Source organism: Priestia endophytica (genome assembly GCF_026790145.1).
Lineage (GTDB): Bacteria > Bacillota > Bacilli > Bacillales > Bacillaceae_H > Bacillus_I > Bacillus_I endophytica_A.
The window spans coordinates 78,296-104,093 of the sequence record NZ_JALAMS010000008.1; the positions used below are offsets into that span (position 1 = coordinate 78,296).

Genomic DNA, 25,798 nt, shown 5'->3' on the forward strand with positions numbered 1-25,798 from the left:
TCTTAACACCTCTTATTCCATCTCAGAATGGTCTAAGTCAAATGCTTCTGGAGAAGATGGCTCCTCTTTTGTTACTAAAATGCCTTCAGCTTCTGCTTCTGATTGGCTCTTAATATCGATTTTCCAGTTTGTTAGCTTCGCTGCTAAACGAGCATTTTGCCCGCGTTTTCCAATTGCTAAAGAAAGCTGATAATCTGGTACAATGACCGTTGTTGCTTTGTCGCCTTCATTCACAAGAACTTCAAGCACTTTAGCAGGACTTAGTGCGTTTGCTACAAATTCCACTGGATCTTCTGACCAGCGAACAATATCAATTTTTTCGCCTTTTAATTCGTTTACAACTGCTTGTACACGCTGCCCTTTTGGACCTACACATGAGCCAACTGGATCGATTTCATCATACTCAGCATGAACAGAGATTTTTGAACGATCTCCAGCTTCACGCGCAACTGAGCGAATTTCAACAGCACCATCATAAATTTCAGGCACTTCTTTTTCAAACAGGCGTTTTAAGAGACCTGGATGTGTACGAGACACATAAATTTGTGGACCTTTTGTTGTACGCTCCACTTTTGTTACGTATACTTTAATACGATCATGTGGATGATATTGCTCGTTCGGCATTTGTTCATTTACAGGAAGAAGAGCTTCAATTTTACCTAAGCTTACATAAATAAAGCGAGAATCTTGGCGCTGTACAATTCCCGTCATAATATCTTCTTCACGGTCAATGAATTCAGAATAAATAACGCCACGCTCTGCTTCACGCACGCGCTGTGTTACGACTTGTTTCGCTGTTTGAGCTGCGATGCGTCCAAAGTCTTTTGGCGTTACTTCCATTTCTACAACATCGTCAATTTCGAAGTTTGGATTCACTTGTTTTGCTTCTTCAAGTGAAATCTCAAGACGTGGATCAAAAACTGCGTCTACAACGTCTTTACGAGCAAAAACGCGCATTGTTCCTTTTTCAAGGTTTAAATCAACACGCACATTTTGAGCTTGGTTGAAATTTCGTTTATAAGCTGAAATTAATGCGGCTTCAATTGCCTCAATAATCACATTTTTACTAATACCTTTTTCTTTTTCAAGAACTTCTAAAGCATCTAATAGATCGATACTCATGGTAAACCTGGTCCCCCTTTTTCAATTATCGCACTCCATTTAGAAAGTAACAGCCAAGCGAGCTTGTGCTACTTTTTCATATGGAATTTCGATTTCTTTCACTCTTGTTTTGATTTTGATAAGGAGGGTAATATACTCTCCATCAAAGCTTTTTAACTCACCTTCGAATTCTTTTGAATCTTCAATCGGCTCGTATGTTTTGACATAAACGTTTTTGCCAATATTTTTTTCAAAGTCATCTGCTTTTTTAAGCGGACGCTCTGCTCCTGGCGAAGAGACTTCTAAAAAGTAGTTGTGGGTAATTGGATCAAGCTCATCCATTTTTTCGCTAAGACTCTCGCTGACAACGCCACAATCTTCAATGTCTACGCCTTTCTCAGAGTCAATAAACACTCGCAAAAACCAGTCTTTTCCTTCTTTCACATATTCAACGTCCACTAGTTCAAGTCCTAAGTCTTCAAGAATAGGTGTCGCAAGCTGTTCTACGATTTCTGTCACTTTCTCACCCATCATATTCCTCCTTTTAAAAGAGACCGTTGTTCAAGTTTTATCTTTTTTCCTACCCAAGTCATGCGGTATGCTCTTATAGTTTTGCAATTGTAAGGATAAAAATTCCCTGCTTACATAAGAAAGCAGGGATAAAAAACAAGTACATAATCATCGTGCTTGTTACTAACCATAAAATCATGAAATGAATAGAAAACTTATCCAACGTCTATCCAATAATAAAGAGTGGGTTTCCCCACTCTTTTACGACCGTTATGTCTAGCATTACCATACCTACTATACCATAACCATAATTTTGTTGCAAACCCACTAATCACAACTTAAAACAGTGAAAGCTGGTTTTGGTCTGGCAGTGATTCTAAGCAGCCGTGGTTGTCTAAATACTCAAGAATTGTTTTAGATACACGACCTCTTTGCTGAAGATCTTCTTTTGACAAGAATTCTCCATCTTCGCGTGCTTTTACGATATTAAGTGCAGCATTTGTACCAAGACCCGGAATCGAGTTGAACGGTGGAATAAGCGACGTACCGTCAATAACGAACTCTGAGGCGCTTGATCGATAAAGATCGACTTTTTGGAAAGAGAAGCCACGTTCACACATCTCAAGTGAAATTTCTAACACCGTTAGTAAGTTTTTCTCTTTTGGTGATGCTTCAAGTCCTTTAGCTAAAATTTCTTCAATTTTTGCTTTGATTGCTGCAGATCCCTTAATCATCGTATCAATATCAAAGTCATCAGCACGAACAGTAAAGTATGTTGCGTAATAAAGAATAGGATGATGCACTTTGAAATACGCAATACGAACAGCCATTAGAACGTATGCAGCTGCATGGGCTTTCGGGAACATGTACTTAATTTTTTTACATGAATCAACATACCAGTCAGGTACGCCATTTTTCGCCATTTCTTCTTCCCACTCATCTTGAAGACCTTTTCCTTTACGTACAAACTCCATAATTTTGAATGCAAGCGATGGATCTAGTCCTTGATAAATGAGATATACCATAATATCATCACGACATCCAATTACTTCACTTAGCGTACATACGTTATTATGAATAAGCTCTTGTGCATTTCCAAGCCATACGTCCGTTCCGTGTGAAAGCCCCGAGATTTGGACGAGTTCAGAGAAAGTGGTTGGCTTTGTATCTTCAAGCATTTGACGAACGAATCTTGTCCCAAACTCAGGAATGCCGAGCGTTCCTGTTTTACACATAATTTGTTCTGACGTTACACCGAGCGATTCTGTACCGCTAAAGATTTTCATGACTTCAGGATCATCCGTTGGAATTGTTTTTGGATCAATTCCGCTTAAATCTTGAAGCATACGAATAGCAGTTGGATCATCGTGTCCGAGAATATCAAGCTTTAACACGTTATCGTGAATAGAATGGAAGTCAAAGTGAGTTGTTTTCCATTCTGAATTTCGATCGTCTGCCGGAAATTGAACTGGCGAGAAATCGTAAATATCCATATAATCTGGAACAACAATAATTCCCCCTGGATGCTGACCTGTTGTTCGTTTTACGCCCGTACAACCCGCAACAAGGCGATCAACCTCAGCTCCTCTATAGTGGATATCATGATCTCCTGCATAACCTTTTACATATCCATATGCCGTTTTTTCAGCAACTGTACCAATCGTTCCTGCTCTATATACGTAATCTTCACCGAAAAGCTCTTTTGTATAGTTATGGGCTTTTGGCTGGTATTCTCCTGAGAAGTTCAAATCGATATCAGGAACCTTATCTCCTTTAAATCCAAGGAAGGTTTCAAACGGAATATCATGGCCGTCTTTTGTATACGGAATATTACATTTTGGACAGTCTTTATCAGGTAAATCAAACCCAGATCCAACAGATCCGTCATCAAAGAACTCAGACGTTTGACACTGTGGACAAACGTAGTGCGGTGGCAGTGGATTTACTTCGGTAATTTCAGTCATCGTTGCAACAAAAGATGAGCCAACAGATCCACGAGAACCTACAAGATATCCATCGTTCAACGATTTTTTAACAAGCTTATGTGAGATAAGATAAATTACGGCGAATCCGTGACCAATAATACTTTTTAATTCTTTTTCAAGACGAGCTTCCACAATTTCTGGAAGGTCTTCTCCGTAGATGGAACGAGCTCTGTCATAACTCATTTTTTTCATCTCATCTTCGGCACCTTCAATTTTTGGTGTATATAAGTCGTCTTTAATTGGTTTGACTTCTTCAATTAAATCGGCCACTTTTTGGGTGTTTGTGACTACAATTTCTTTCGCCTTTTCTTCACCAAGGAAAGAAAAGCAGTCAAGCATTTCGTTTGTAGAGCGGAAATGCACATCAGGAAGCTCATGACGATTTAACGGATTTGCTCCACCTTGAGAGCTGATTAAAATTTTACGATAAATTTTGTCTTCTGGATTTAGATAGTGAACGTTTCCTGTTGCCACAACTGTTTTGCCAACTTTTTCACCAATTTTCACGATATTTGAAATAATCTCAAGCAGCGCTTTTTCTGTATGAACCAAATCAAGCTCAATTAAGTGCTTGTAGTTGCTTGGCGGCTGCACTTCAATATAATCATAAAACTCTGCTGCTTTTTCCACTTCTTCTGCGGATTTTTGCATCATTGCCTCAAAAACTTCACCTTTATCACAGGCAGTTCCTACGAGTATACCTTCTCGATATTTCTCCAATTTTGAGCGCGGAATACGCGGCACGCGGTAAAAATACTCTAAGTGTGCAATGGACACGAGCTTAAATAGGTTTTTTAATCCTGTGGCATTTTGCGCTAATAACACCGCATGATATGGACGTGCTCTTTGATAAGCATTTCCTTGCCCCATATAATCGTTAAGCTGATGATGTGATATTATTTCTTTTTCAATTGCTTCTTTTAAAAGTCTTACAAGAATATATCCTGTTGCTTCGGCATCATAGATTGCTCTATGGTGCTGAACGAGCTCAACGTCAAACTTTTTCGCAAGCGTATTTAAACGATGATTCTTCATTGTCGGGTAAAGCAAACGGGCAAGTTCAAGCGTATCTATTACAGGATTTTGTGCTTTACCAAGTCCAATTCGACCAAATCCCATATTTAAGAAGCCCATATCAAAGCTTGCGTTATGTGCAACAAGGATATCATCGCCAATCCATTCATGAAAATCTTTTAATACATCTTCTATCTCTGGGGCATTTTCAACCATATCATCGGTAATTCCCGTTAATTCAATCGTTGTTGCTGAAAGAGGATGGTGTGGATTTGCAAAACGCTCAAACTTATCAATGATTTCACCTTCACGCATTTTAACGGCTGCAAGCTCAATGATTTTATCGTATGTTGCTGAAAGTCCTGTTGTTTCAACGTCAAAAACAATATATGTTTCAGAAGCTAAATCTCGTTTTTGCGGATTATAGGCAATTGGCACACCATCGTCTACAAGATTCACTTCAACCCCGTAAATCATTTTCAAGCCATTTTTCTTTGCTGCTCCATATGCTTCTGGAAATGATTGAGCAACAGCATGATCTGTTACAGCGATTGCTTTATGACCCCATTTTGCTGCTTGTTGCACAAGTGAGCTAACAGATGTTACAGCATCCATTTGGCTCATTGACGTATGAAGATGAAGCTCAACGCGCTTTTCATCTTCCCCTGCTGTATCTTGACGTTCCCTAGCAGGAATTTCATTTACGTCGTTTCCAATCATAACAAGGTCGCGTACAAACGTATCATTCTGCACGCTCCCACGCACTTTTAGCCACATGCCTTTTTTAAGAGACTGGAACATTGGTACATCTTCTTTATCACGCGAGAACATCTTCACAAGAATCGAATCTGTATAGTCTGTGATCTTGAAAGTAAGAAGCGTACGGCCACTGCGCAGCTCTTTTGTTTCAGCATGAAACACATACCCTTGAATTGTAATGCGTTTCTCTTCATCAATAATTTGGCTAATTGAAACAGGATCGTCTTTAATTGTGTAACCGAGCGTAAGCGGACCTGAAACAGCTCCTGCTTCACTATCGCGCTGTTCTGCTTTTGCCTTCATTTCAGTTAAAGCTGCAAGAGCCTTTTGTTCATCTTCTTGCTTTTTCTTTTCAACGAATTCATCATATTCTTTCTTCGCTTCGACAACATCTGTCTCAATTTGAAAAGCAGGAAAACCGTAAGTTGTATACTGAGCTGACAAAAGCTCTCCGTATTTTCGTTTTAATGCTGCTGCTTCAGCAACATTTCGTCCGTGAAGACAAAGCTTACGTCCTTGTACTTTTGGATGCTGTTCATTTAATAGAGAAAGAAACATAGGTGAAATTCCTTGAAGCTCACTTAAACAGTGGTTCCAATAATTTTTCACTTCTTCCTCTTCATATTCTTCATTTTTCGCTTTGATTGTAAAAGAAGTTGTCGCAATATGTGAAAACTGTTTGTTCATTCTCATTAATAGTTCATTATATATGTTAAATGGTAAAACACGATTAAGCACAAACTGAAAGTGCCAGCGCTTTTGTTCTTTGTGAACTGTAACTTTTTCAAGCTCTCCGCCCTCAAAATAACGGACAATCATATCATCCGTAAGCTCAAGCTGCTGAAGAAGAATGGAAAAGCGTTCACGCTGTTTTATCACTGCTTCTTCGCTCATTTTTCCCCTCCGTTATTTTTATTCGATTTCTATTTTAGCATAAAGAAAGGCACCTTTTCTTCAAAAGGCACCTTCCTTTTCTTTCTTTAAAAATTCTTATTGTTCAAGAAGTTTTTCAATAAGCCCTGGAATCTCCTCTACTTTTGCTTCAAAAGATTCACCTGTTTTACGTACTTTCACTTCAACAATACCTTCGCCAGCTTGTTTACCAACTGTAACGCGGATTGGTAGACCAATAAGATCAGAGTCAGCGAATTTTACGCCAGCTCTCTCTGCACGATCATCATACAGAACTTCATAACCTTGATCTTGAAGTGTGTTATAAAGAGCTGAAGCCACTTCTGTTTGCTCTTCTTTTTTCACGTTAACTGCAATAACATGAACATCATATGGAGCAACTTGTTTTGGCCATACTAAACCATTTTCATCATTATACTGTTCTGCAATAGCTGCCATTGTACGAGAAACTCCGATACCATAGCATCCCATAATCATTGGCTGTGCTCGTCCATTTTCATCAAGGAACGTACCGTTCATTGCTTCACTATAACGTGTTCCAAGTTTAAAGACGTGACCAACTTCAATTCCACGAGCAAATTGAATGATTCCTTCTCCATCTGGAGAAACATCTCCTTCTTGAATAAAGCGAAGGTCTACATAGTCTGCTTGGAAATCGCGGCCTGGGTTCACACCTGTAAAATGGAAGCCGTCTTCATTAGCACCACATACTCCGTTAACAATATACTCAACAGCATTGTCCGCAATTACTTTTACATTCTTCACATTGATTGGTCCAACTGAACCAACTTCACATTGAATGATATCTTTTACTTCGTTTGCAGGAGCGAGCATAATGTCTTTTGCTTCAAGATAGTTTTTCACTTTAATGTCGTTGATTTCGTGATCGCCACGTGCCAATACAAGCACATACTCGTCATCAACTTTAAAAAGAAGAGATTTAATGCATTTTTCTTTTTCAATGTTCAATGCTTTTGATACATCTTCAATTGTTTTGCTGTCTGGTGTTGCTACTTTTTCAAGTTCGACAGCACTTTCTGAACTTTTTTCATAATTAGCAACAACTGGAGCCATTTCGATGTTTGCCGCAAATTCGGATTTGTCTGAGTAGGCAATTGTATCTTCACCAATGTCTGATAACACCATGAATTCATGCGTATCTTTACCACCCATTGCTCCAGAGTCTGCGATTACGGCACGGAAGTCTAGGCCACAGCGTGAAAAGATGCGACGATATCCTTCAAACATGTCTTCGTATGTTTTATCTAAGCTTTCTGTTGTTGCATGAAATGAGTAAGCATCTTTCATAATAAATTCACGGCCTCGTAAAAGTCCAAAGCGTGGACGCTTCTCATCGCGGAATTTTGTTTGAATTTGATACACATTTAACGGAAGTTTTTTGTATGATTTCACCTCATCGCGAAGCAGGCTTGTCACAACTTCTTCATGTGTTGGTCCTAGAGCAAACTCACGACCGTGACGATCGTTAAAGCGCATAAGTTCAGGACCGTAAGAACTCCAGCGTCCTGATTCTTGCCAAAGTTCAGCAAGCTGAAGCGTTGGCATTAGCATTTCTGATGAACCTGCTCTGTCCATTTCTTCACGAACAATTTTTTCTACTTTTGCAAGCACGCGCTTACCAAGAGGTAAAATGCTGTAAATACCGCTTGCATTTTGTCTCATAAATCCTGCACGAATTAAAAGCTGGTGACTTCTAATTTCAGCATCTGCTGGCACTTCACGCAGCGTTGGGATAAACATTGCACTTTGTTTCATGGTTTCTCCACCTTTATCCATAATCAATTAAAAATATGAGAAGCGGCGTCCTTTTTGTTCAAAAAGGAAACGCCGCTTTTTATCTTATTGTACAAAAAAGCGTTGAATATCGTTCCATGTGACAACAAGCATAAGGAGCATCAGAAGCGCAAATCCAATAAAGTGGACAATACCTTCTTTTTGGCGATCAATTGGTTTTCCTCTTAACGCTTCAACTAAGAAGAACAGAAGACGTCCTCCATCAAGAGCTGGCAGCGGTAAAAGGTTCACAATTCCAAGGTTAATGCTCAGTGCAGCAGCCCATTTCATCAAGTAGTAGAATCCTGACTGTGCGACTTGTTCTGTTGAAACATAAATTCCAACTGGTCCTGAAAGCATATCAATTGAGAACTGTCCTGTCACTAGTTTTCCAAGTGTTAGAACGATTTCTTTCGTCCATGTTAGCGTTTCAGTTACTCCGTTGGCAATCGCACCGAAAAAGGATTTTTCAACAGGCTGATAAACACCAATAACCCCTACTGTTTCCTCGCCTCGTTTTTCGCTTTTTGGCGTAACGTTAATTTCTTCGGCCTGCCCATTACGTTCCACATCAAACGTTACTTCTTCCCCAGGATGTTTTACGACTTTACTTACAACATCTGTCCACGACGATACACTTTCCCCGTCAATTGCTTTTACAACGTCACCTTCTTGTAAGCCTGCTTCTTGGGCAGCTCCATCTGATGTGATTTCTCCCATAATTGGTTTATCTACCGTGTAGCCTTGAAAAACGCCGATAATCGCAAAAAGGAAGAAAGCAAGCACAAAGTTCATCATTGGACCAGCAAAAATTGCCATTGCACGCTGTCCAAGCGTTTTTGAACCAAACTGACGCTTGTACGGGGCAATTTGTACTTCTTCTCCGTCATTAACGAAAAACGATGTATCACTAACGGTAAAGCGCTCAAGACGACCTTCTTCTGAAGAAGCTTCATATCCTTCTACAAACATTTTATGTTCTAAGTCGATACGTTCAACTTCAACGACCGTTGCATCTGGATGCTCGTCTTTATTGTTAATAATGATTTTATTAACCTCGTCTTTATCATTGAACTTTAGTCCAATCATTTGACCTGGTTTTACTTCAATCATTTCTGGATCTTCTCCAGCCATGCGGACAAACCCACCAAGTGGCAAGAGACGAATTGTATATACAGTTTCATTCTTCGTGAATGAAAAAACTTTTGGACCGAAGCCAATGGCAAATTCGCGGCAAAGAATGCCAGCACGTTTTGCAAAAATAAGATGCCCTAGCTCGTGAACAAAAACTAGTAACCCAAAAATGAGTACAAACGCTATAGGTGTCGGCAAAAGCTATTACCTCCTTTAAGAAATTAAAGACAATACGTAAGACCTTGTTTCTAAATCTACTTCTTTTATTGTCTGAAGACAAGGATTTTGCTGGACAGTATGCCAGTTTAATGCCTTCTCAATCACATCTTCAATTTGCAGGAAGGAAATTTTCCCTTCAAGGAATAACGCAACGGCTTGTTCATTTGCTGCATTCAATACAGTTGGCATTGTACCTCCTGTTTTCCCTGCTTCAAAAGCAAAAGAAAGACAGCGATAACGTTCGAAATCCATTTTAGCAAAATTCAATGTACCAATCTCAGCGAGGTTAAGAGGCGTAGAAGGAAGCACCATCCGATTTGGATATGTAAGAGCGTATTGAATAGGTACGCGCATATCAGGTGTTCCAAGCTGAGCCATCACGCTACGGTCATGAAACTCAACCATAGAATGAATGATACTTTGTTTATGGAGAAGCACATCTATTTTCTCATATGGCATGTTAAAAAGCCAATGTGCTTCAATAACTTCTAACCCTTTGTTCATCATTGTTGCTGAATCAATGGTAATCTTTGCGCCCATTGACCAGTTTGGATGGTTTAAGGCTTCCTCAACGGTTACTCCTTCTAGCTCTTGTCTTGTTTTGTCTCGAAAACTTCCTCCAGAAGCCGTAATAATGAGACGGTTAATCTCTTTCATATTCTCGCCTTGCAAACATTGATAAATAGCAGAATGTTCACTATCAACTGGAAGGATGCTTACTCCATATTCCTGAGCTTCCTTCATAACAAGGTGACCTGCTGTTACAAGCGTTTCCTTATTTGCAAGGGCAATGGTTTTACGCGCTCTAATAGCTTCTATTGTTGGAAAGAGACCAACGCTCCCCATTACAGCCGTAACAACAACATCTGCTTCAGAACATGTAGCAACTTCTATCAAACCTTCTTCTCCATATACAATAGTAATATTGAGAAACTCGTCTTTTAATACCTCATAGTCTTCTTTTTTTGAAACTGATAAAATCCTAGGCTGAAATTCTGCTACAATTTCTCGTGCTTTATCAATATTTTGTCCTACTGACATGGAAACGAGTGAGAATTCGTCACGATGCGTTCGAATGACATCTAGCGTTTGTGTTCCAATTGAACCTGTTGCACCTAGTAAGGCAATTTTCTTCACGTATGTCACCCCGTTCAATTATATTAAAAAGTAAAGAATAGGGAAAACAAACAGCCAGCTGTCTGTTCGGTCAAGCACTCCCCCGTGTCCAGGTAAAATATTGCCTGAATCTTTCACACCATAGTGGCGTTTAAACGCTGACTCTACAAGATCTCCAACTTGTCCAAATATAGAAAGAACAAGACCGATCACCATAAGATGAAGAGGGGACTCTGTAAGCGGCGATAAAAACGCAAAAAGAAGCGCTACAATTACTCCACAAACAATTCCTCCAACTGAGCCTTCAATTGTCTTATTTGGACTAATGTCAGGCCATAGTTTTCGTTTCCCCATACTTTTCCCAATAAAATATGCTCCAGAATCACTTGCCCATGTTACAAAAAGAGCAAGAAATACGTAAGAAAGCTGTTCTTCGCGAATCGCAATAAAATAATAAAAACCCATTCCAATATAGATGGTTGCTAAAATAACAAAACCAGCATCATCGAATGTAAAACGGTTTTTAATTAATACAGTATACGTCAGCAGCAATAAAACAGCGAGCAAAACAACTTCTACTTTATGATTAAATATCGTATTAGCAAGCGACCCGTTTGCCTCTGAAAGCAAAAACGTCCAAATAAGTAAGACACTCATAAACGTTGGGAAAGATAGGAGAGAAATTTTTCGCATTTTTAATAATTCAAAAACTCCAACCGTTGCTAACAAATAAACAAGCAGTGTAAAAGGCAACCCGCCAACTAAGACAAGGGGTACAAAGATAGCGGCTGCAATGACTCCTGTAATGATTCGTTGCCTCATTTTTTATCAACATCCTTCACGCCACCGAAACGGCGTCCTCTATTTTGGTAATCCTCTAAAGCTGACAGAAAATGTTCTCCTCTAAAGTCAGGCCATAGAACATCTGTAAACCAAAATTCAGCATAAGCAAGCTGCCATAGCATAAAATTACTTAAGCGAATTTCCCCGCTTGTGCGAATAAGCAAATCAGGGTCTTTAAGGTCTCCGCTCATCAAATGCTTCTGGATATCAGCTTCTGTTACAGCCTTGTTTGGATCAGCTTCTTCCATCAGTTTATTCACCGCATAAACAAGCTCATCACGGGATCCATAGTTTAACGCAAAGTTTAAAATAAGGCCCGTATTTTCCTTCGTTCTTTCGATTGCATTGTTTACGGCATTGAACGTATGGGCTGGAAGTCTTTCTTTGTTTCCCATCACCCTTACTTGGACATTTTCTTCAATCAGCTCTGGTAAAAATGTGTTTAAAAACTCTTCTGGAAGCTTCATAAGAAATTCAACTTCCATTTTTGGCCTTTTCCAATTTTCTGTTGAAAATGCGTAGAGAGTTAATACTTTAACATTTAACTCATTGGCAGCACGAGTAATTTTCCGCACAACTTTCATTCCTTCATGGTGACCCATAATGCGCGGCATGGCTCGTTTCTGAGCCCAGCGTCCGTTTCCGTCCATGATGATGGCTACATGCTCTGGAATAGATCCTTTCATCACTTGTTTCTTACGCTGTTCATACGTACCTGTATTTGACTTTTGCTCCTTTAAAAGCTGTTGAAATTTCTTTATCATGTCAAAAGTCCCCCGTTATGCAAACATCATCTTTTTTTCTGTAATTTTTGTATAAAAAGGCTCGGTCCCCTTTTATATTTTTCATACTACCATTATTAACAAAAAAACCCCCTGTAAACAATAGAGGGTCTTTTACAATATATTTTACAGTGAAAAAGATTATACTTCCATAATTTCTTTTTCTTTATCTTTTGCAATACCATCCACTTTTTCGATGTACGAGTCTGTAAGCTTTTGAATGTCTTCTGTGTAGCTACGGAGATCATCCTCTGTAATCTCTCCATTTTTCTCAAGCTTTTTAAGATCTTCGTTTCCGTCACGACGAATATTACGTACGGCTACCTTGCTATCCTCGCTGTATTTCTTCACAAGTTTTACAAGTTCACGACGACGCTCTTCTGTTAAAGCAGGAATTGTAATACGGATGATTGTGCCGTCATTTGATGGAGTAAGACCAAGGTCTGCTTTCATGATTGCTTTTTCAATTTCAGCAAGCTGTGTTTTGTCATATGGTTGGATAACAAGCATACGAGCTTCAGGTACACTGATTGTTGCAAGCTGGTTTAATGGTGTTTGGACACCATAATATTCAATCATCACTTTATCAAGTAGAGATGGATTAGCACGTCCAGCACGAACTGTTGCTAATTCTCTTGTTAAAGCTCCTGTCGCTTTTTCCATTCTTTCTTTTGTTTCATTTAATACTGTTTTTGGCATTATTCTTTCCCCCTTACAATTGTTCCAATGTTCTCTCCTACAACAACACGTTTAATGTTGCCTTCTTCCATAACAGAGAATACGATAAGTGGAATATCGTTATCCATACATAGTGAAGAAGCTGTAGAATCCATGACTGCTAAACCTTGTTGAAGCACTTCAATATAAGAAAGTGTTTCGTATTTTACAGCATCAGGTACTAAAGTTGGGTCTGCGCTATATACTCCGTCTACGTTATTTTTAGCCATTAAAATAACGTCTGCTTCAATTTCTGCAGCACGCAGAGCAGCCGTTGTATCTGTTGAGAAGTACGGATTCCCTGTGCCTGCAGCAAAAATGACAACGCGTTTCTTTTCAAGATGGCGAATCGCTTTTCGTCTTATGTACGGTTCAGCTACTTGGCGCATTTCAATTGACGTTTGCACGCGTGTTTGTACTCCAAGATTCTCTAAGCTATCTTGTAATGAAAGAGAATTCATTACCGTTGCAAGCATTCCCATGTAGTCTGCATTTGCACGGTCCATCCCCATCTCACTACCAATTTTACCACGCCAGATGTTCCCACCGCCAACAACAATGGCAATTTCAACACCTAAATCGTAAATTTCTTTTACTTGAGCAGCAACAGACTTGATGATTTCAGGTTTGATTCCAAATCCTTGTGATCCTGCTAATGCTTCACCGCTCAGCTTTAATACAATTCGATTATATTTTGCACTACTCATATTAAACCTCCATCGTCCCAAGTGTACGATATCATTTTTTAGGAAAGGGGAACACAACGTGTTCCCCCTTCTTTGCTTTATAATTTGCCCATTTATAAAGAATATAATGGTCTTATTTTTTAACTTGGTTCATTACTTCTTCAGCGAAGTTTTCTTCACGTTTTTCCATACCTTCGCCAACTTCATAACGAGTGAAGTCTGCAACAGTAGCACCTTTAGAAGAAACGAATTTACCTACTTTTTGATCAGAATCTTTAACAAATGCTTGATCTAGCAAGCAAATTTCTTCAAAGTATTTGCCAAGACGGCCTTCAACCATTTTTGCAACGATTTTTTCTGGTTTACCTTCGTTAAGAGCTTGTTGAGTTAATACTTCACGCTCACGAGCTACTTCTTCTTCAGAAACAGCGTCACGAGAGATGTATTTAGGGTTGATTGCAGCGATGTGCATAGCAACGTCTTTTGCAACAGCTTCGTCAGTAGTTCCTTCAAGAACTGTTAATACACCAATGCGTCCACCCATATGAAGGTAAGCACCAAATGCATCATTGTCGCCTTTTGTTTTAAGAGCGAAACGACGAAGAGAAAGTTTTTCACCAATTTTAGCAATAGCATTGTTGATATGCCCTTGAAGAGTTTCACCGTTCTCCATTTTGCTTTCTAATGCTTCTTCAAGACTAGCTGGTTTAGCAGCTAAAAGGTGTGTACTAATTTCTTTAGTAAGGTTTTGGAAACCTTCGTTTTTCGCAACAAAGTCAGTTTCAGAGTTCACTTCGATAATAACAGCTTCATTACCTTGAACCTCGATTTGTGTTAGACCTTCAGCAGCGATACGGTCAGCTTTTTTAGCAGCTTTTGCGATCCCTTTTTCACGAAGGAAATCAATTGCTTTTTCCATATCCCCTTCAGTTTGAGTTAGTGCTTTTTTGCAGTCCATCATACCTGCGCCTGTTTTTTCACGTAGTTCTTTTACCATTTGTGCTGTAATCGCCATAATATTGCCTCCTTAGTTTTGGTATGTATCAAGTAATCATCTGTAAAAAAAGGTGATAAAAGGCTACCCCTTTATCACCTTTCCTTCATTAAGCAGTTGTTGTTTCAGTTTCAGTTGCTGCTTCTTCACCTTGTTTAGCTTCAAGAACAGCATCAGCCATTTTAGAAGTTAGAAGTTTAACAGCGCGGATTGCATCATCGTTTGCAGGGATAACATAGTCGATTTCGTCTGGATCACAGTTTGTATCTACGATACCAACGATCGGAATATTTAATTTTCTTGCTTCAGCCACTGCGATACGCTCTTTACGAGGGTCGATGATGAATAGTGCATCTGGAAGTTGCTTCATGTCTTTGATTCCGCCTAGGAATTTTTCAAGACGCTCAAGCTCTTTACGTAAGCCTACAACTTCTTTCTTAGGAAGAACTTCGAAAGTTCCGTCTTCTGCCATACGCTCGATGTCTTTAAGACGCTTAACGCGTTTTTGGATTGTTTGGAAGTTTGTTAAAGTACCACCTAACCAACGTTGGTTAACGAAGTACATACCAGCACGTGCTGCTTCTTCTTTAACAGAATCTTGTGCTTGTTTTTTAGTACCAACGAAAAGGATTTTTCCACCTTCTGCTGCTACGTCTTTAACGAAGTGGAATGCTTCGTCAACTTTTTTCACAGTTTTTTGAAGATCGATGATATAGATCCCGTTACGCTCTGTGAAAATGTATTTCTTCATTTTTGGGTTCCAACGGCGAGTTTGGTGACCGAAGTGAACACCTGCTTCAAGTAATTGTTTCATTGAAATTACTGACATTAATTTTTCCTCCTAACGGTTTTTGGGTTCCTCCGCTTAAGTCATCTTTAGATAAAACTGACGTTGAGCCAGCACCGTTATCTAAATCTTTAAGCGTGTGTATTAACACCAGAAATAAATATAGCACATTCACTATTCACAAGCAAGTTCAAATTCTATTTTCTTGTCGAAATTGTAAGAATAGGCGAATTTCCACATCCCCTCTATGTAGATGTTTGGCAATTTCTTCACTTGTTAAACCTTTATCATGTAAAAAATAAACTGTTTTCCGCAACTGCTCCCCTTCCAGCTCGTCTATCTTTAGTTTTGAAAGATATATTTCAACAGTGTCTTCTTGCATTTGAAAAGCTGGAAGAAGATCAGAGAGATCTTCAGGTTTGCTAACCGCATTAAATTCTGTGCGGTTTGGTTTTTTTGTATTATTTTCTCTCGACTTTTTTAAACTCTCAATGAGATTATGATGCTCTTCTTGAAGCTCAAGTAAATAAGCAGCCATTGTTTCTTCGAGTTCTTTTGCCGAGCGTTTTTGTTCTTGCTCTATTCTCTTCATTTCACCTCTTTTCATATAAAGAAGCGTAATACAAAAGAATGATATGACGTGTAAAATGAGAGAAATCACAATAAAGAACGCCATTTTTCTCCTCCTTCCTTTTCATAGAAAAAGACGAGCATTAAGAGCTCATCTTCTTTAGGCCTGCTCCATTATCTTTGTAAGCATGTGACGCATTTTATATAATGCTTTTGAATGAATTTGAGAAATGCGCGACGTTGATAAAGACATCACATGGCCAATCTCTGTAAATGTTAAATCTTCTTTATAAAAAAGAGACACAACAAGTTGTTCTTTTTCGTTTAAGTTTTCAATAACTTTAGCAAGATTTTCATACATTTCTTCTTTCAAAAGCTCTTCTTCAGGAAGAACTGCTTTATCATCACGAATAGAATATGTTTGTTGTTCTTTGTCTTCAGATTCTTTCATATATTCATCCATTGATAATATATTAGCGAAAAAACCTTCATTCATTGTTTGCAACACTTCTTCTTCTGTTACATCTAGACTTGCTGCTATCTCTTTAGGGGCGACCGTTCGTAAATATTCTTGCTCAAGCTCTTCAATTTTTGATTCAATCTTTTTAGCTCGTTCTCTCGCTCCTCTTGAAAGCCAATCTTCTTTTCTTAATCCATCTATAATAGCACCACGCACGCGGAATGATGCATATGTATCAAATTTCAAATCGCGTTTATAATCAAATTTTTCAAGTGCATCATACAACCCTGTAAGGCCAAGGCTGAACAAATCCTCTTTACTCACACTTTTTGGAATACCAATTAAAATGCGTTGAACATGGTAATGGACGAGCGACATATATTTACGAACCAACATGTTTCCGGCATGAGGGTCTCGTGAATGTGTCCATTTTAGCCAATATTGTTCTTCTAGAGATGGTTGTGCCATTCGACTCCTCCTCGTCATGCAAACAGCTTTAATTCAATACCTTATATTTTTAAATGAATTCTGTTATGCTAAACTACCGCTTCAAAAATTTAATGTTCATCGCTCATAGATTTATATTTCTCTAACATTTGTGTTGGCGCTTCGAATGAAAAGAACTTCGCTTACAGGATCAAATTTAATTGTTCTTCCACTTCGTCACCCAGCGTCCTTCGAAAGGAGAGGAACATTGGCTTCTTGTAAGAATCGTTTAAGAGCCTCAATATTTCTTGGTCCAATCCTCATATCATGCTCTGTTGAGTAATGTTGAAACATTTGGGCACCACCTGCAATTTTTGCTCGGAAATTTCCTAACTTTCCACCGTTTTGTAACAGTGTTTCGCACAAAGCATACACAGCTGTATCAGCATATTTCGCTCTATTAAAATTTCTACCTCCGCTTTTTTCTGCATAAGGTAGCATCACGTGTGCCATAGCAGCCATCTTTTCTTTTTGATCATAAATGACGACCCCTACACAAGAGCCAAGGCCAACGGTATAAATACAGGATGGTGCACGGACAAATCCCATTTCCGCAATGCCTACCTTTACCGCGTCTTTTCGATTATTTCTCACTTGAAATGCTCCTTGTAAGAGAAAAATTTCAAATCAAACTTTCTACCTTTTTCATCATATGCTTCCTGTTCTTCTTTTTCAATAAGGGAAAGACTGCAATGCATTCTACCTCATTTAAAATCTACTGTTCTAAAACTTTATTAATATCAAGAGCTAATAAAAACTGGTCTTCCCTTTTTACAGCTCCATTCACATAGTAGGAACTTCCATCATCAGGAGAAGCTATTCCTTGTTCATCAAGATCTAAAATATCAACAGCTTCATCTACAATAAGCCCAACTTCTCCTTCTTCACCTTTTACGACAACAATCCGTGTTGCACTATCATATTTTTTTTCTTTCATTCCAAACCTTAGGCGAAGATCGATAAGTGGTGTAACAACTCCTCTTAAGTTTGTTACTCCTTTAATGTAGGGCAATGTTCGTGGAACGTGTGTGATAGTATGCATTTTTTCAATGGAACGAATATGAGAAACTGGCAAGAGATAAGCATTGTTTCCTACGTTAAATTGAAGCATTTTCATCCATCTATCCCCTTTACTCTGTCCTTAAAAAGCTCATTGTGATTTAGAATGAGCGCTACCTTGCCATCTCCCAAAATCGTAGCTCCGGAAACAAAACTAACATGTTTTAAATAAGAACTAAGTGGTTTGACAACAATCTCTTGTTGATGAAGAAACCCGTCTACAACAAGAGCTACGTATTTTTCTCCTTTTTCTAGAATAACAACATAGTGATGAAGACGTTCCTTTTGTGCCTCATTATATTCAAAAAGCTCATTTAAGAAAAAAAGCGGGATCACTTTATTCCGAAAATGGATAGCATGTTCTTCTCCAATATGTAAAATCTCTTCTTTTTCAATAAAAAACGTTTCTGCAATTGATGAAATAGGAACAGCACAAATATCTTCTTTCATTTTAATGAGCATCGCGCACACGATAGAGAGCGTAGCAGGAATATCAATTGAAAACACTGTTCCTTGTCCACTGTTAGAAGTAACACTTGTTGTTCCACCTAATGCTTCAATACTGTTTCGTACTACATCAAGCCCAACACCACGGCCTGATAAATCGGAAACTTCATCTGCTGTAGAAAAGCCTGGTGTAAATAAAAGTTGGTAAACATCCTCATCAAGCATTGAGTTTGCTTTTTGATTCGAAACAATGTTTTTACTAATAGCCTTAGCTAATACACTCTGGCGGTTTATTCCACTTCCATCATCTTTAATCTCGATTAGAATACGGCTTCCTTTATATCGGGCGCTAAGCTCTATTGTTCCTTCTAATTCTTTTCCATTTTCTCTTCTTTGTTCTGGCTGCTCAATGCCGTGATCTATAGAATTTCGAATAAGATGAACGAGCGGATCTCCAATTTTCTCAACAATTGTTCGATCAAGCGTTGTCTCTTGTCCTGTCAATTTCACGCGAATTTTCTTTCCAAGCGTTCTAGCTAAGTTTCGAACCATTGGTGGAAAACGTTTAAACACAGTTTCAATGGGAACCATTCGCATGTTAATGACAACTTGCTGCAAATCATTTGTTAATCGAAAAAGGTGTTTAACTGTGTCGTCAAGATCATGATCAGAAAAAGGCTGAATCATTTGCTGAATACGCGTTCTATCAATCACAAGCTCTTCTACTAAATTCATAAGCACATTCAAATCATCAAGCTTCACTCGAACGGTTTCAGAAGCTGCCGTGTGATCAGAAGAGACTACATCTTCTTTTTTGTTCTCTCTTATATGAAGCTCAACGTTTTTCACATCGGTCATGTGCATTACTTCTTTTTGAATGAGTGAAAAGGGCTCCTCTGATCTTATATGAATTATAAAATCTTCTGTGAAATTACCTTCTTTAATCTCTTCAAAGCTTGGAGAAGTTTTAATAACAGTAGCATACTCTTCGATCTTCTGAAGCACCATATAAGCACGCGCTCCCTTTAATAAGCAATCTTCAGCAAGCTGGATTTTTATTATACTATCAACATCTATAGAAAGAGACGAGGGAGACTTTTCTTCTCCTTCTTTAGAAAGAGATGGGTACAATAGAAATTCATGAAGTTCTGTTAGCGTATCTGTTTTAAATAATGGGGCTCCTTCCCCTTTCATAATCTTATCTATGGATTCGCTAAGCTCTTCTACCGCTTGAAACATTAAATCTATGAGATCATTAGACCAATCTATCTTTTCATTTCTAAGTTCATCGAGAATATTTTCTAATCCGTGCGTAAGCTCTGTTACATGTTCATAGCCCATTGTTGCCGCCATTCCCTTTAGCGTATGAGCAGATCTAAAAATTTCGTGCACAACTCCGTCTTCTCGCGTACCGTTCTCTACTTTTAGAAGATAATCATACATATTTTGAAGATGCTGTTTACTTTCATCAATAAAAATATCCAAATATTGATTCATCTCCATGCTGTCCACCTCAATACTTTCTAAATTACAAACTACTTCGAGAAACGTATTTTTTATAATCTTTCTCTTTTTTCAAGAAACTGATGTTTTAACCGAGCTAGAAACCCACCTTTTAAAGACTTTGTAGAAGCAGGGTTTACAAAAGATGCTGCAAGCTCTTCCACTGCTTTTGTCACTTTTCCATTTGGATAGAGAATAGAAAATGGTACTTGTTTCATCGCTGCTTTTGTGACTGCAGAATCGGTCGGAATTCGCCCTAAATAGCTCAGTTGACCGTTTAAAAATTTTTCAGTCACTTTATTTATTCGTCCAAAAACAACCTCCCCTTCTCGTAAGGAAGAAGTCTTGTTTATTACAACATTATAAGGACCTTCTAGGGACTCCATCATCATAAACTTCACAGAAGCATATCCATCCATTAATGATGTTGGCTCTGGCGTTATGAGCACAACAATTTCGTCAGCTGCCTTTAAGAAGGATAAAACGCTCTTTGACATTCCTGCTCCCATGTCAAAAATAACATAATCATATTGCACAAAAGAGTCGTCAAATTGCGCAAGTAAATGAGTTATGTCTCCCTCATCCATTTCAACAAGCGTATTTAATCCTGTTCCTCCTGAAAGGATATCAATGCCATAGCTACTTTTTGACACAGCCTCTTGTACTGATACATTTCCATGTAGAACATCTGCAATTGTATACTCTGTTGATATTCCCATTAAAATTTCTACATTACCCATCCCAACATCCATATCAAACAAAAGCACTTTATAGCCAAATTTATGAAGAGAAAGAGCAAAGTTAATGGAAAAATGAGATTTCCCTACTCCTCCTTTTCCACTTAATACAGCTAATGCTTTCGTTTTTTTGATTCCTTGCATTTTTAGTCTAAGACGTTCTGCCTGATCTTTCATCATCACTCTTCCTTAAATAAAAAATTCGCAATATTATTTTCTGTAACCGACAGTAAATCATCAGGCACATCTTGGCCATTTGTTATATAGTAAACTGGTTTTTTATACTTGTTCATCATATTAATAATTGCTCCTAATGACGATGTTTCATCACTTTTTGTGAAAAGAAAAGACTGAATAGGCAATGAAGAAAAGCGAGACACAATCTCTTCCATATCGTTTTGCTTTGCCGTTAAGGCTAGAACTAAATGGGTATCCATATTATTTTGAAAGGGAATGAAGCTTTGCAATGCTTTTACATACTGTTCATCTCTGTAATTTCGTCCTGCTGTATCAATAATGATATAATCATAAGAAACAAATTTTTCGAGCGCTTTTTCAAATTCTCCTTTGTTATAACAAACAAGAAGAGGAACATTTAAAATATCAGCATATGTTTTCAGTTGTGATATGGCGGATACTCTGTACGTGTCTGTTGTAATAAATGCAACGCTTTTTCCATGTTGTAAAACATACTTTGCCGCAAGTTTAGCAAGAGTTGTTGTTTTCCCGACTCCTGTTGGTCCTACAAGATTAATACATTTTTTAGCTTTTTTTTCGATATAAAGCGGGATCACAAGATCTTTTATATAATGCTTTGCTTCCTTTACTACGTTTGCTTCTCCAAGAAAATACTTTTCAAGAAGCAATGGCGTCATCTCATCTAAAATTGATTCTTGTATTCCCTGATTCTCTAAATGTACGAAAACTTCTTTAACTGCCTCTGGGTAGCTTGCAAACTTTTTCTCCGCAGAAGAGGACGAAACAGCTTCTTTTAATGACTTGATTTCTAATAAAAGCTCTTCGTATTGAAGAGATGGAGCAGCTTGTTGTTTTGGCTTCTCTTCTCTTTTTTTTACGGAGGTAGCAGCTTGAGTTCCTCTCTCAACAGCAGCAATGACCTCAAGCTTTTTAGTTTTGAAAAGCCCGAGAAATCCGCCCGTCTTCACTGCTTTTGAATTTAAAATAACCGCTTCTCTTCCAAGTTCCCCACGAATCCTGTCCATCGCCTCTTTCATTGTCTTAACTCTATATTTTTTTACTTTCATTAGATATTTACCACTCCAATACTCTGCACTTCAACTGAGGGCTCAAGCTCGTTATACGATAGAACCGCTATTTGTGGAATGTAGCGTTCAATAAGCTGACGCACATACATGCGAACGGCTGGTGAACATAAAATAACGGCATGATGTTCGTAAAGTGAAAACTGTTCAACTTCATGAGCAATATTTTGAACAATTGTTTGGGAAACAGTCGGATCAAGCGACAAATAGTTTCCATGCTCTGTTTGATGTACTGCTTCTGCCATTGTTTTTTCTACTTTTCCAGACAGAGTAATCACCTTTAGGCCATTGTTCTCTTGTGAATGCTGAGAAGTAATTTGACGAGACAGTGATTGACGTACATACTCTGTAAGCAAATCTGGATCTGAGGAAGTTTTCCCGTAATCTGCTAGCGTTTCGAAAATAACGGGCAAGTTCCGAATAGAAACGTTCTCCCTCAGTAGTTTAGACAGTACTTTTTGAATATCGCCAACACTTAAAATTGCAGGCGTAATTTCTTCAACTAAAATTGGATATGTTTCTTTCACATGATCAATAAGCTGTTTTGTTTCTTGACGTCCAAGCAGTTCATGAGCGTTTTGTCTGATGATTTCTGTAATGTGGGTTGACACAACAGAAGGAGGGTCAACGACCGTGTAGCCGTGCATTTCTGCTCTTTCCTTCATCTCTTCATTTACCCATTTTGCCTTCATGCCAAATGCAGGCTCCACTGTATCAATTCCTTCGATTCCTTCCTCTTCCTCACCAGGGCTTATTGCCAAGTAATGATCAAGAAGAAGCTCCCCTTTTGCAAGCTCGTTTCCCTTTATTTTCAAGCGATACTCATTTGGTTGTAGTTGAATGTTGTCTCTTATTCTAACAACAGGCATTACAAGGCCAAGTTCAAGTGCAAGCTGTCTTCTAATCATAATAACTCGATCTAGAAGATCGCCTCCTTGGTTCGTATCTGCAAGAGGAATCAACCCATAGCCAAATTCAAACTCAATCGGATCTACATTTAATAAGCTAACAACACTTTCAGGACTTTTCATCTCATCAAGTTGCGTTTCTTCACGGGCAAGCTCATCTTCTGTTTCTTCTTCCTTACTCTGCTGTTTTGAGATCATATATCCTCCAAAAGCAATCAATCCACCGAGAGGAAGCGTTAATACATCGCTTATCGGCGTAACGAGTCCTAAGAAAATAATAGTTCCCCCTGTAATATACAAAACAGGAGGTAGCCTAAAAAGCTGCTTTGTAATATCTTGACTTAAGTTTCCGTCAGACGCTGCTCTTGTCACGATAATTCCTGTTGCTGTTGAAAGCATTAAGGCAGGAATTTGACTCACAAGCCCGTCCCCAACCGTTAAGAGCGTATACGTTGTCGAAGCTTCGGAAAGAGACATGCCAAGCTGCATCATACCCACAATCATTCCAACGACAATATTAATGATTGTAATAATCACTCCTGCAATAGCGTCCCCTTTTACAAACTTACTTCCTCCATCCATTGCTCCATAAAAATCTGCTTCACGCTGAATTTTTTCGCGGCGCTCAACGGCTTCACGCTCCGAAATCATACCAGCATTTAAGTCAGCATCAATACTCATTTGCTTCCCTGGCATCGCGTCAAGTGTAAAACGTGCCGCTACTTCGGAAACACGCTCCGCTCCTTTTGTAATAACAATAAATTGAATAATAATTAAGATGATAAAAACAACAAATCCAACAAGAGGGTTTCCCCCTACAACAAAGTTCCCAAACGTTTCAACTACTCCCCCAGCTTCCCCTTGACCTAAAATAGAACGAGTTGTCGAAACGTTTAACCCTAAGCGAAAAAGCGTTAATACAAGAAGAAGTGACGGAAACACGGACATTTCTAATGCCTCTCTCATATTCATCGCCATAAGGAGAACAAGAAGTGAAAGGGAAATGTTGACCATGATCAGGACACTCAACAACCACGTTGGAAGCGGAATAACGAGCATAACGATAATTAAAACAACGCCTAATATAATTGGTAGATCTCTTGCTGTCACGTTTTTTCTTTCCTCCTTTGTTTAGAATACTAAATCTTTTTTTGAATCCGGTATACATAAGCTAAAATCTCAGCCACTGCTTTAAAAAATTCTTCAGGAATGGCTTGTCCTACTTCAGCTTGCTCATACAGCCCTCTGGCAAGCAGTCGATTTTCAATCATTGTAATATCATGTTGTGTGGCAACTCCTTTGATCTTTTGAGCAACAAAATCAACTCCGCTTGCCACAACGTAAGGCGCATCTGCTCTTTGTTCATCGTATTTTAGAGCAACAGCATAGTGTGTTGGATTTGTAATAATAACATCTGCTGTAGGTACATCTTGCATCATACGTGACATTGCCATTGCCCGCTGTTTCTGCTTAATTTTTGAACGAATCTGCGGGTCTCCTTCCGTGTTTTTATGCTCGTCTTTAATATCTTGCTTTGACATTCGAATGTTTTTTTCATAGTCGTAGCGCTGATAAGCATAATCCAAAATCGCAATAAAAAGCAGCACAAGTGACGCTGCAATCCCCATTTGAAAAATAAGTTTTCCAATTGTCGGCATAGCATCTTGAACACCTTTTTGTGCTAACAGAAGAACTTCTTTTAAGTTCGCCCATAAAATAAAAAAAGTGACAAGCCCAATGCATGAAATTTTTAATACAGACTTAAAAAGTTCCACAAGGGCACGCATTGCAAAAATTCGCTTAGCGCCCGTAATGGGATTGATTTTTTTTAGATCAAATTTTAATGTTTCAGTAGAGAACAAAAGTCCTATTTGAGCATAGTTTGTCAAAATCCCGCCAATAAGAGCCACTGCCATAATAGGAAGAACGGCGAATGCGATTTTAGGAAGAAGGTCCATAAATACTTTCATGATGTTTTGCTCTGTAATATCGAAGAGCAGATTATGCGAGAATCCTTCTGCTAAAATATCTAAAAACTGTTCTAGCATAAACTTGGCTCCAAACGAAAAATAAAGAAATAAAAACAAGAAAACAAGGGCTGCATTGATATCCTGACTTTTGGCTACTTGTCCTTTTTTTCTTGAATCTTGCCTTTTCTTTGGAGTTGCTTTTTCCGTCTTTTCTCCCGCAAAAAACTGGAGATCAAGCTTTAACATTATTCCCCTCCTAGGCGAGCTGCGAGCTGCATCATTACTTCAAGCATTAAATCAAACACTTCCTTCATAACGGAAAACAAGCTGCCAATGACGATAATTAAGAGTAAAAACGTAACCATAATCTTTACAGGAAATCCAACAACAAAAATGTTCAGCTGTGGTACTGTACGGGCTACTATCCCTAAAGCAACATCAACAAGGAAGAGTGCAGCTACAATCGGAAGCGATAACTGAAGGGCAATAGCGAACATAGACGAAAACCCATAAATGACAGTCTTAATAAACGACTCTTCTCCAAAGTGAAGTGATAGTTGACTAAGCGGGACAAGCTGAAAACTTTCATAAAGACCATTAATTAATAAATGATGACCATCAACCGATAATAAAAATAACATGGCAAAAATAGATAAGTATTGTCCAACAATCGGACTTTGAGCTCCTGTCTGAGGGTCAATAACACTAGCAATTGCAAAGCCCATTTGGAAATCAATAAAACTTCCTGCTGTTTGAATAGCGCTAAAAGCAATATAAGCAATAAGACCAAGGCTAATGCCAACAATGCATTCCTTTAGACTCAAGAACAAAAATCGCCCGTCAATTGGAATAGCTTCAGCTCCGATAGCGCTTGTTAATACAATAGCTAGCAAAGCTGAAAATCCTATTTTGTGCGACGAAGGAATCGTCCTATAAGAGAAAAATGGAGCCACAATAAAGAACGTTGATATGCGAACAAGCACTAGTAAAAAAGTTGGGAGAATAGAAAGTAAATGGTCCAT

General features: G+C 38.6%; 21 protein-coding genes and 1 pseudogene. All 22 read right to left on the bottom strand.

The annotated features are described in order from the left end of the window. Positions 1 to 12: 12 nt before the first annotated feature. The 22 genes and pseudogenes from nusA to fliR all read right to left on the bottom strand — a co-directional run bounded on the left by nusA (position 13) and on the right by fliR (position 25,798). Positions 13 to 1,122, bottom strand: a complete 1,110-nt coding sequence (gene nusA, locus MOC86_RS07535; protein ID WP_019391852.1) for a transcription termination factor NusA — start codon at positions 1,120 to 1,122, stop codon at positions 13 to 15. Between the two features lie 39 nt (positions 1,123 to 1,161). Continuing rightward, positions 1,162 to 1,632, bottom strand: a complete 471-nt coding sequence (gene rimP, locus MOC86_RS07540) for a ribosome maturation factor RimP (protein WP_268583569.1) — start codon at positions 1,630 to 1,632, stop codon at positions 1,162 to 1,164. Between the two features lie 317 nt (positions 1,633 to 1,949). Then, entirely contained in the window at positions 1,950 to 6,263 is a 4,314-nt protein-coding gene (locus MOC86_RS07545; RefSeq protein ID WP_268583571.1) for a PolC-type DNA polymerase III, read from the bottom strand. Positions 6,264 to 6,359: 96 nt separating this feature from the next. Next, complete coding sequence (locus MOC86_RS07550) at positions 6,360 to 8,057, bottom strand: proline--tRNA ligase (RefSeq protein WP_268583572.1); 1,698 nt, start codon at positions 8,055 to 8,057, stop codon at positions 6,360 to 6,362. A gap of 84 nt (positions 8,058 to 8,141) precedes the next feature. Then, positions 8,142 to 9,407, bottom strand: a complete 1,266-nt coding sequence (rseP, locus tag MOC86_RS07555; RefSeq protein WP_019391848.1) for an RIP metalloprotease RseP — start codon at positions 9,405 to 9,407, stop codon at positions 8,142 to 8,144. Positions 9,408 to 9,422: 15 nt separating this feature from the next. Next, positions 9,423 to 10,565 (bottom strand): 1-deoxy-D-xylulose-5-phosphate reductoisomerase, encoded by a 1,143-nt coding sequence (gene dxr / locus MOC86_RS07560; RefSeq protein WP_268583573.1) that lies wholly within the window; start codon positions 10,563 to 10,565, stop codon positions 9,423 to 9,425. An 18-nt stretch (positions 10,566 to 10,583) separates the two neighbouring features. Further along, entirely contained in the window at positions 10,584 to 11,366 is a 783-nt protein-coding gene (locus tag MOC86_RS07565; RefSeq protein WP_268583574.1) for a phosphatidate cytidylyltransferase, read from the bottom strand. Beyond that, complete coding sequence (locus MOC86_RS07570; protein WP_419146613.1) at positions 11,363 to 12,073, bottom strand: isoprenyl transferase; 711 nt, start codon at positions 12,071 to 12,073, stop codon at positions 11,363 to 11,365. Before MOC86_RS07570 ends, MOC86_RS07565 begins: the two co-directional genes overlap by 4 nt. A gap of 237 nt (positions 12,074 to 12,310) precedes the next feature. Beyond that, the gene (gene frr, locus MOC86_RS07575; protein WP_061801696.1) at positions 12,311 to 12,868 is read right to left on the bottom strand and encodes a ribosome recycling factor; all 558 of its coding nucleotides are present in this window, start codon (positions 12,866 to 12,868) and stop codon (positions 12,311 to 12,313) included. Further along, positions 12,868 to 13,593: a UMP kinase gene (pyrH, locus tag MOC86_RS07580; protein ID WP_061801697.1), complete on the bottom strand. Its 726-nt coding sequence runs from the start codon at positions 13,591 to 13,593 to the stop codon at positions 12,868 to 12,870. The genes frr and pyrH overlap by 1 nt, the downstream gene beginning before the upstream one ends. Positions 13,594 to 13,705: 112 nt before the next feature. Continuing rightward, positions 13,706 to 14,587, bottom strand: coding sequence for a translation elongation factor Ts (tsf, locus tag MOC86_RS07585; protein WP_268583577.1), 882 nt, complete (start codon positions 14,585 to 14,587; stop codon positions 13,706 to 13,708). A gap of 88 nt (positions 14,588 to 14,675) precedes the next feature. Further along, entirely contained in the window at positions 14,676 to 15,395 is a 720-nt protein-coding gene (gene rpsB, locus MOC86_RS07590) for a 30S ribosomal protein S2 (RefSeq protein ID WP_019391841.1), read from the bottom strand. A 148-nt stretch (positions 15,396 to 15,543) separates the two neighbouring features. Then, the gene (locus MOC86_RS07595; protein WP_268583579.1) at positions 15,544 to 16,029 is read right to left on the bottom strand and encodes a hypothetical protein; all 486 of its coding nucleotides are present in this window, start codon (positions 16,027 to 16,029) and stop codon (positions 15,544 to 15,546) included. 54 nt (positions 16,030 to 16,083) lie between these two features. Then, entirely contained in the window at positions 16,084 to 16,851 is a 768-nt protein-coding gene (locus MOC86_RS07600) for a FliA/WhiG family RNA polymerase sigma factor (protein WP_268583581.1), read from the bottom strand. A gap of 111 nt (positions 16,852 to 16,962) precedes the next feature. Beyond that, positions 16,963 to 17,418: pseudogene (locus tag MOC86_RS07605) on the bottom strand (chemotaxis protein CheD). 166 nt (positions 17,419 to 17,584) lie between these two features. Continuing rightward, entirely contained in the window at positions 17,585 to 17,986 is a 402-nt protein-coding gene (locus MOC86_RS07610; RefSeq protein WP_268583582.1) for a chemotaxis protein CheW, read from the bottom strand. Further along, positions 17,983 to 19,878 carry a chemotaxis protein CheA gene (locus MOC86_RS07615; RefSeq protein WP_268583583.1) on the bottom strand — a complete coding sequence of 632 codons (1,896 nt, stop codon included), beginning with the start codon at positions 19,876 to 19,878 and terminating at the stop codon, positions 17,983 to 17,985. The genes MOC86_RS07610 and MOC86_RS07615 overlap by 4 nt, the downstream gene beginning before the upstream one ends. A 53-nt stretch (positions 19,879 to 19,931) precedes the next feature. Next, on the bottom strand, positions 19,932 to 20,792 hold the full coding sequence (locus tag MOC86_RS07620) for a MinD/ParA family protein (protein WP_268583584.1): 861 nt from the start codon (positions 20,790 to 20,792) through the stop codon (positions 19,932 to 19,934). 2 nt (positions 20,793 to 20,794) lie between these two features. Next, positions 20,795 to 21,880 (bottom strand): flagellar biosynthesis protein FlhF, encoded by a 1,086-nt coding sequence (gene flhF / locus MOC86_RS07625; RefSeq protein WP_268583585.1) that lies wholly within the window; start codon positions 21,878 to 21,880, stop codon positions 20,795 to 20,797. After that, the gene (gene flhA, locus MOC86_RS07630; protein WP_268583586.1) at positions 21,880 to 23,916 is read right to left on the bottom strand and encodes a flagellar biosynthesis protein FlhA; all 2,037 of its coding nucleotides are present in this window, start codon (positions 23,914 to 23,916) and stop codon (positions 21,880 to 21,882) included. Before flhA ends, flhF begins: the two co-directional genes overlap by 1 nt. A gap of 29 nt (positions 23,917 to 23,945) precedes the next feature. Then, positions 23,946 to 25,022 (bottom strand): flagellar biosynthesis protein FlhB, encoded by a 1,077-nt coding sequence (gene flhB / locus MOC86_RS07635; RefSeq protein WP_268583587.1) that lies wholly within the window; start codon positions 25,020 to 25,022, stop codon positions 23,946 to 23,948. Next, on the bottom strand, positions 25,022 to 25,798 hold the full coding sequence (gene fliR, locus MOC86_RS07640) for a flagellar biosynthetic protein FliR (protein WP_268583588.1): 777 nt from the start codon (positions 25,796 to 25,798) through the stop codon (positions 25,022 to 25,024). The genes flhB and fliR overlap by 1 nt, the downstream gene beginning before the upstream one ends.

Bases quoted from the DNA above. Each gene is read 5' to 3' on its own strand.
- nusA (WP_019391852.1), bottom strand. From the start codon at position 1,122: ATGAGTATCGATCTATTAGATGCTTTAGAAGTTCTTGAAAAAGAAAAA.
- rimP (WP_268583569.1), bottom strand. From the start codon at position 1,632: ATGGGTGAGAAAGTGACAGAAATCGTAGAACAGCTTGCGACACCTATT.
- MOC86_RS07545 (WP_268583571.1), bottom strand. From the start codon at position 6,263: ATGAGCGAAGAAGCAGTGATAAAACAGCGTGAACGCTTTTCCATTCTT.
- MOC86_RS07550 (WP_268583572.1), bottom strand. From the start codon at position 8,057: ATGAAACAAAGTGCAATGTTTATCCCAACGCTGCGTGAAGTGCCAGCA.
- MOC86_RS07565 (WP_268583574.1), bottom strand. From the start codon at position 11,366: ATGAGGCAACGAATCATTACAGGAGTCATTGCAGCCGCTATCTTTGTA.
- MOC86_RS07570 (WP_419146613.1), bottom strand. From the start codon at position 12,073: ATGAAAGGATCTATTCCAGAGCATGTAGCCATCATCATGGACGGAAAC.
- frr (WP_061801696.1), bottom strand. From the start codon at position 12,868: ATGCCAAAAACAGTATTAAATGAAACAAAAGAAAGAATGGAAAAAGCG.
- pyrH (WP_061801697.1), bottom strand. From the start codon at position 13,593: ATGAGTAGTGCAAAATATAATCGAATTGTATTAAAGCTGAGCGGTGAA.
- tsf (WP_268583577.1), bottom strand. From the start codon at position 14,587: ATGGCGATTACAGCACAAATGGTAAAAGAACTACGTGAAAAAACAGGC.
- rpsB (WP_019391841.1), bottom strand. From the start codon at position 15,395: ATGTCAGTAATTTCAATGAAACAATTACTTGAAGCAGGTGTTCACTTC.
- MOC86_RS07595 (WP_268583579.1), bottom strand. From the start codon at position 16,029: ATGGCGTTCTTTATTGTGATTTCTCTCATTTTACACGTCATATCATTC.
- MOC86_RS07600 (WP_268583581.1), bottom strand. From the start codon at position 16,851: ATGGCACAACCATCTCTAGAAGAACAATATTGGCTAAAATGGACACAT.
- MOC86_RS07610 (WP_268583582.1), bottom strand. From the start codon at position 17,986: ATGAAAATGCTTCAATTTAACGTAGGAAACAATGCTTATCTCTTGCCA.
- MOC86_RS07615 (WP_268583583.1), bottom strand. From the start codon at position 19,878: ATGGAGATGAATCAATATTTGGATATTTTTATTGATGAAAGTAAACAG.
- MOC86_RS07620 (WP_268583584.1), bottom strand. From the start codon at position 20,792: ATGAAAGATCAGGCAGAACGTCTTAGACTAAAAATGCAAGGAATCAAA.
- flhF (WP_268583585.1), bottom strand. From the start codon at position 21,880: ATGAAAGTAAAAAAATATAGAGTTAAGACAATGAAAGAGGCGATGGAC.
- flhB (WP_268583587.1), bottom strand. From the start codon at position 25,022: ATGTTAAAGCTTGATCTCCAGTTTTTTGCGGGAGAAAAGACGGAAAAA.
- fliR (WP_268583588.1), bottom strand. From the start codon at position 25,798: ATGGACCATTTACTTTCTATTCTCCCAACTTTTTTACTAGTGCTTGTT.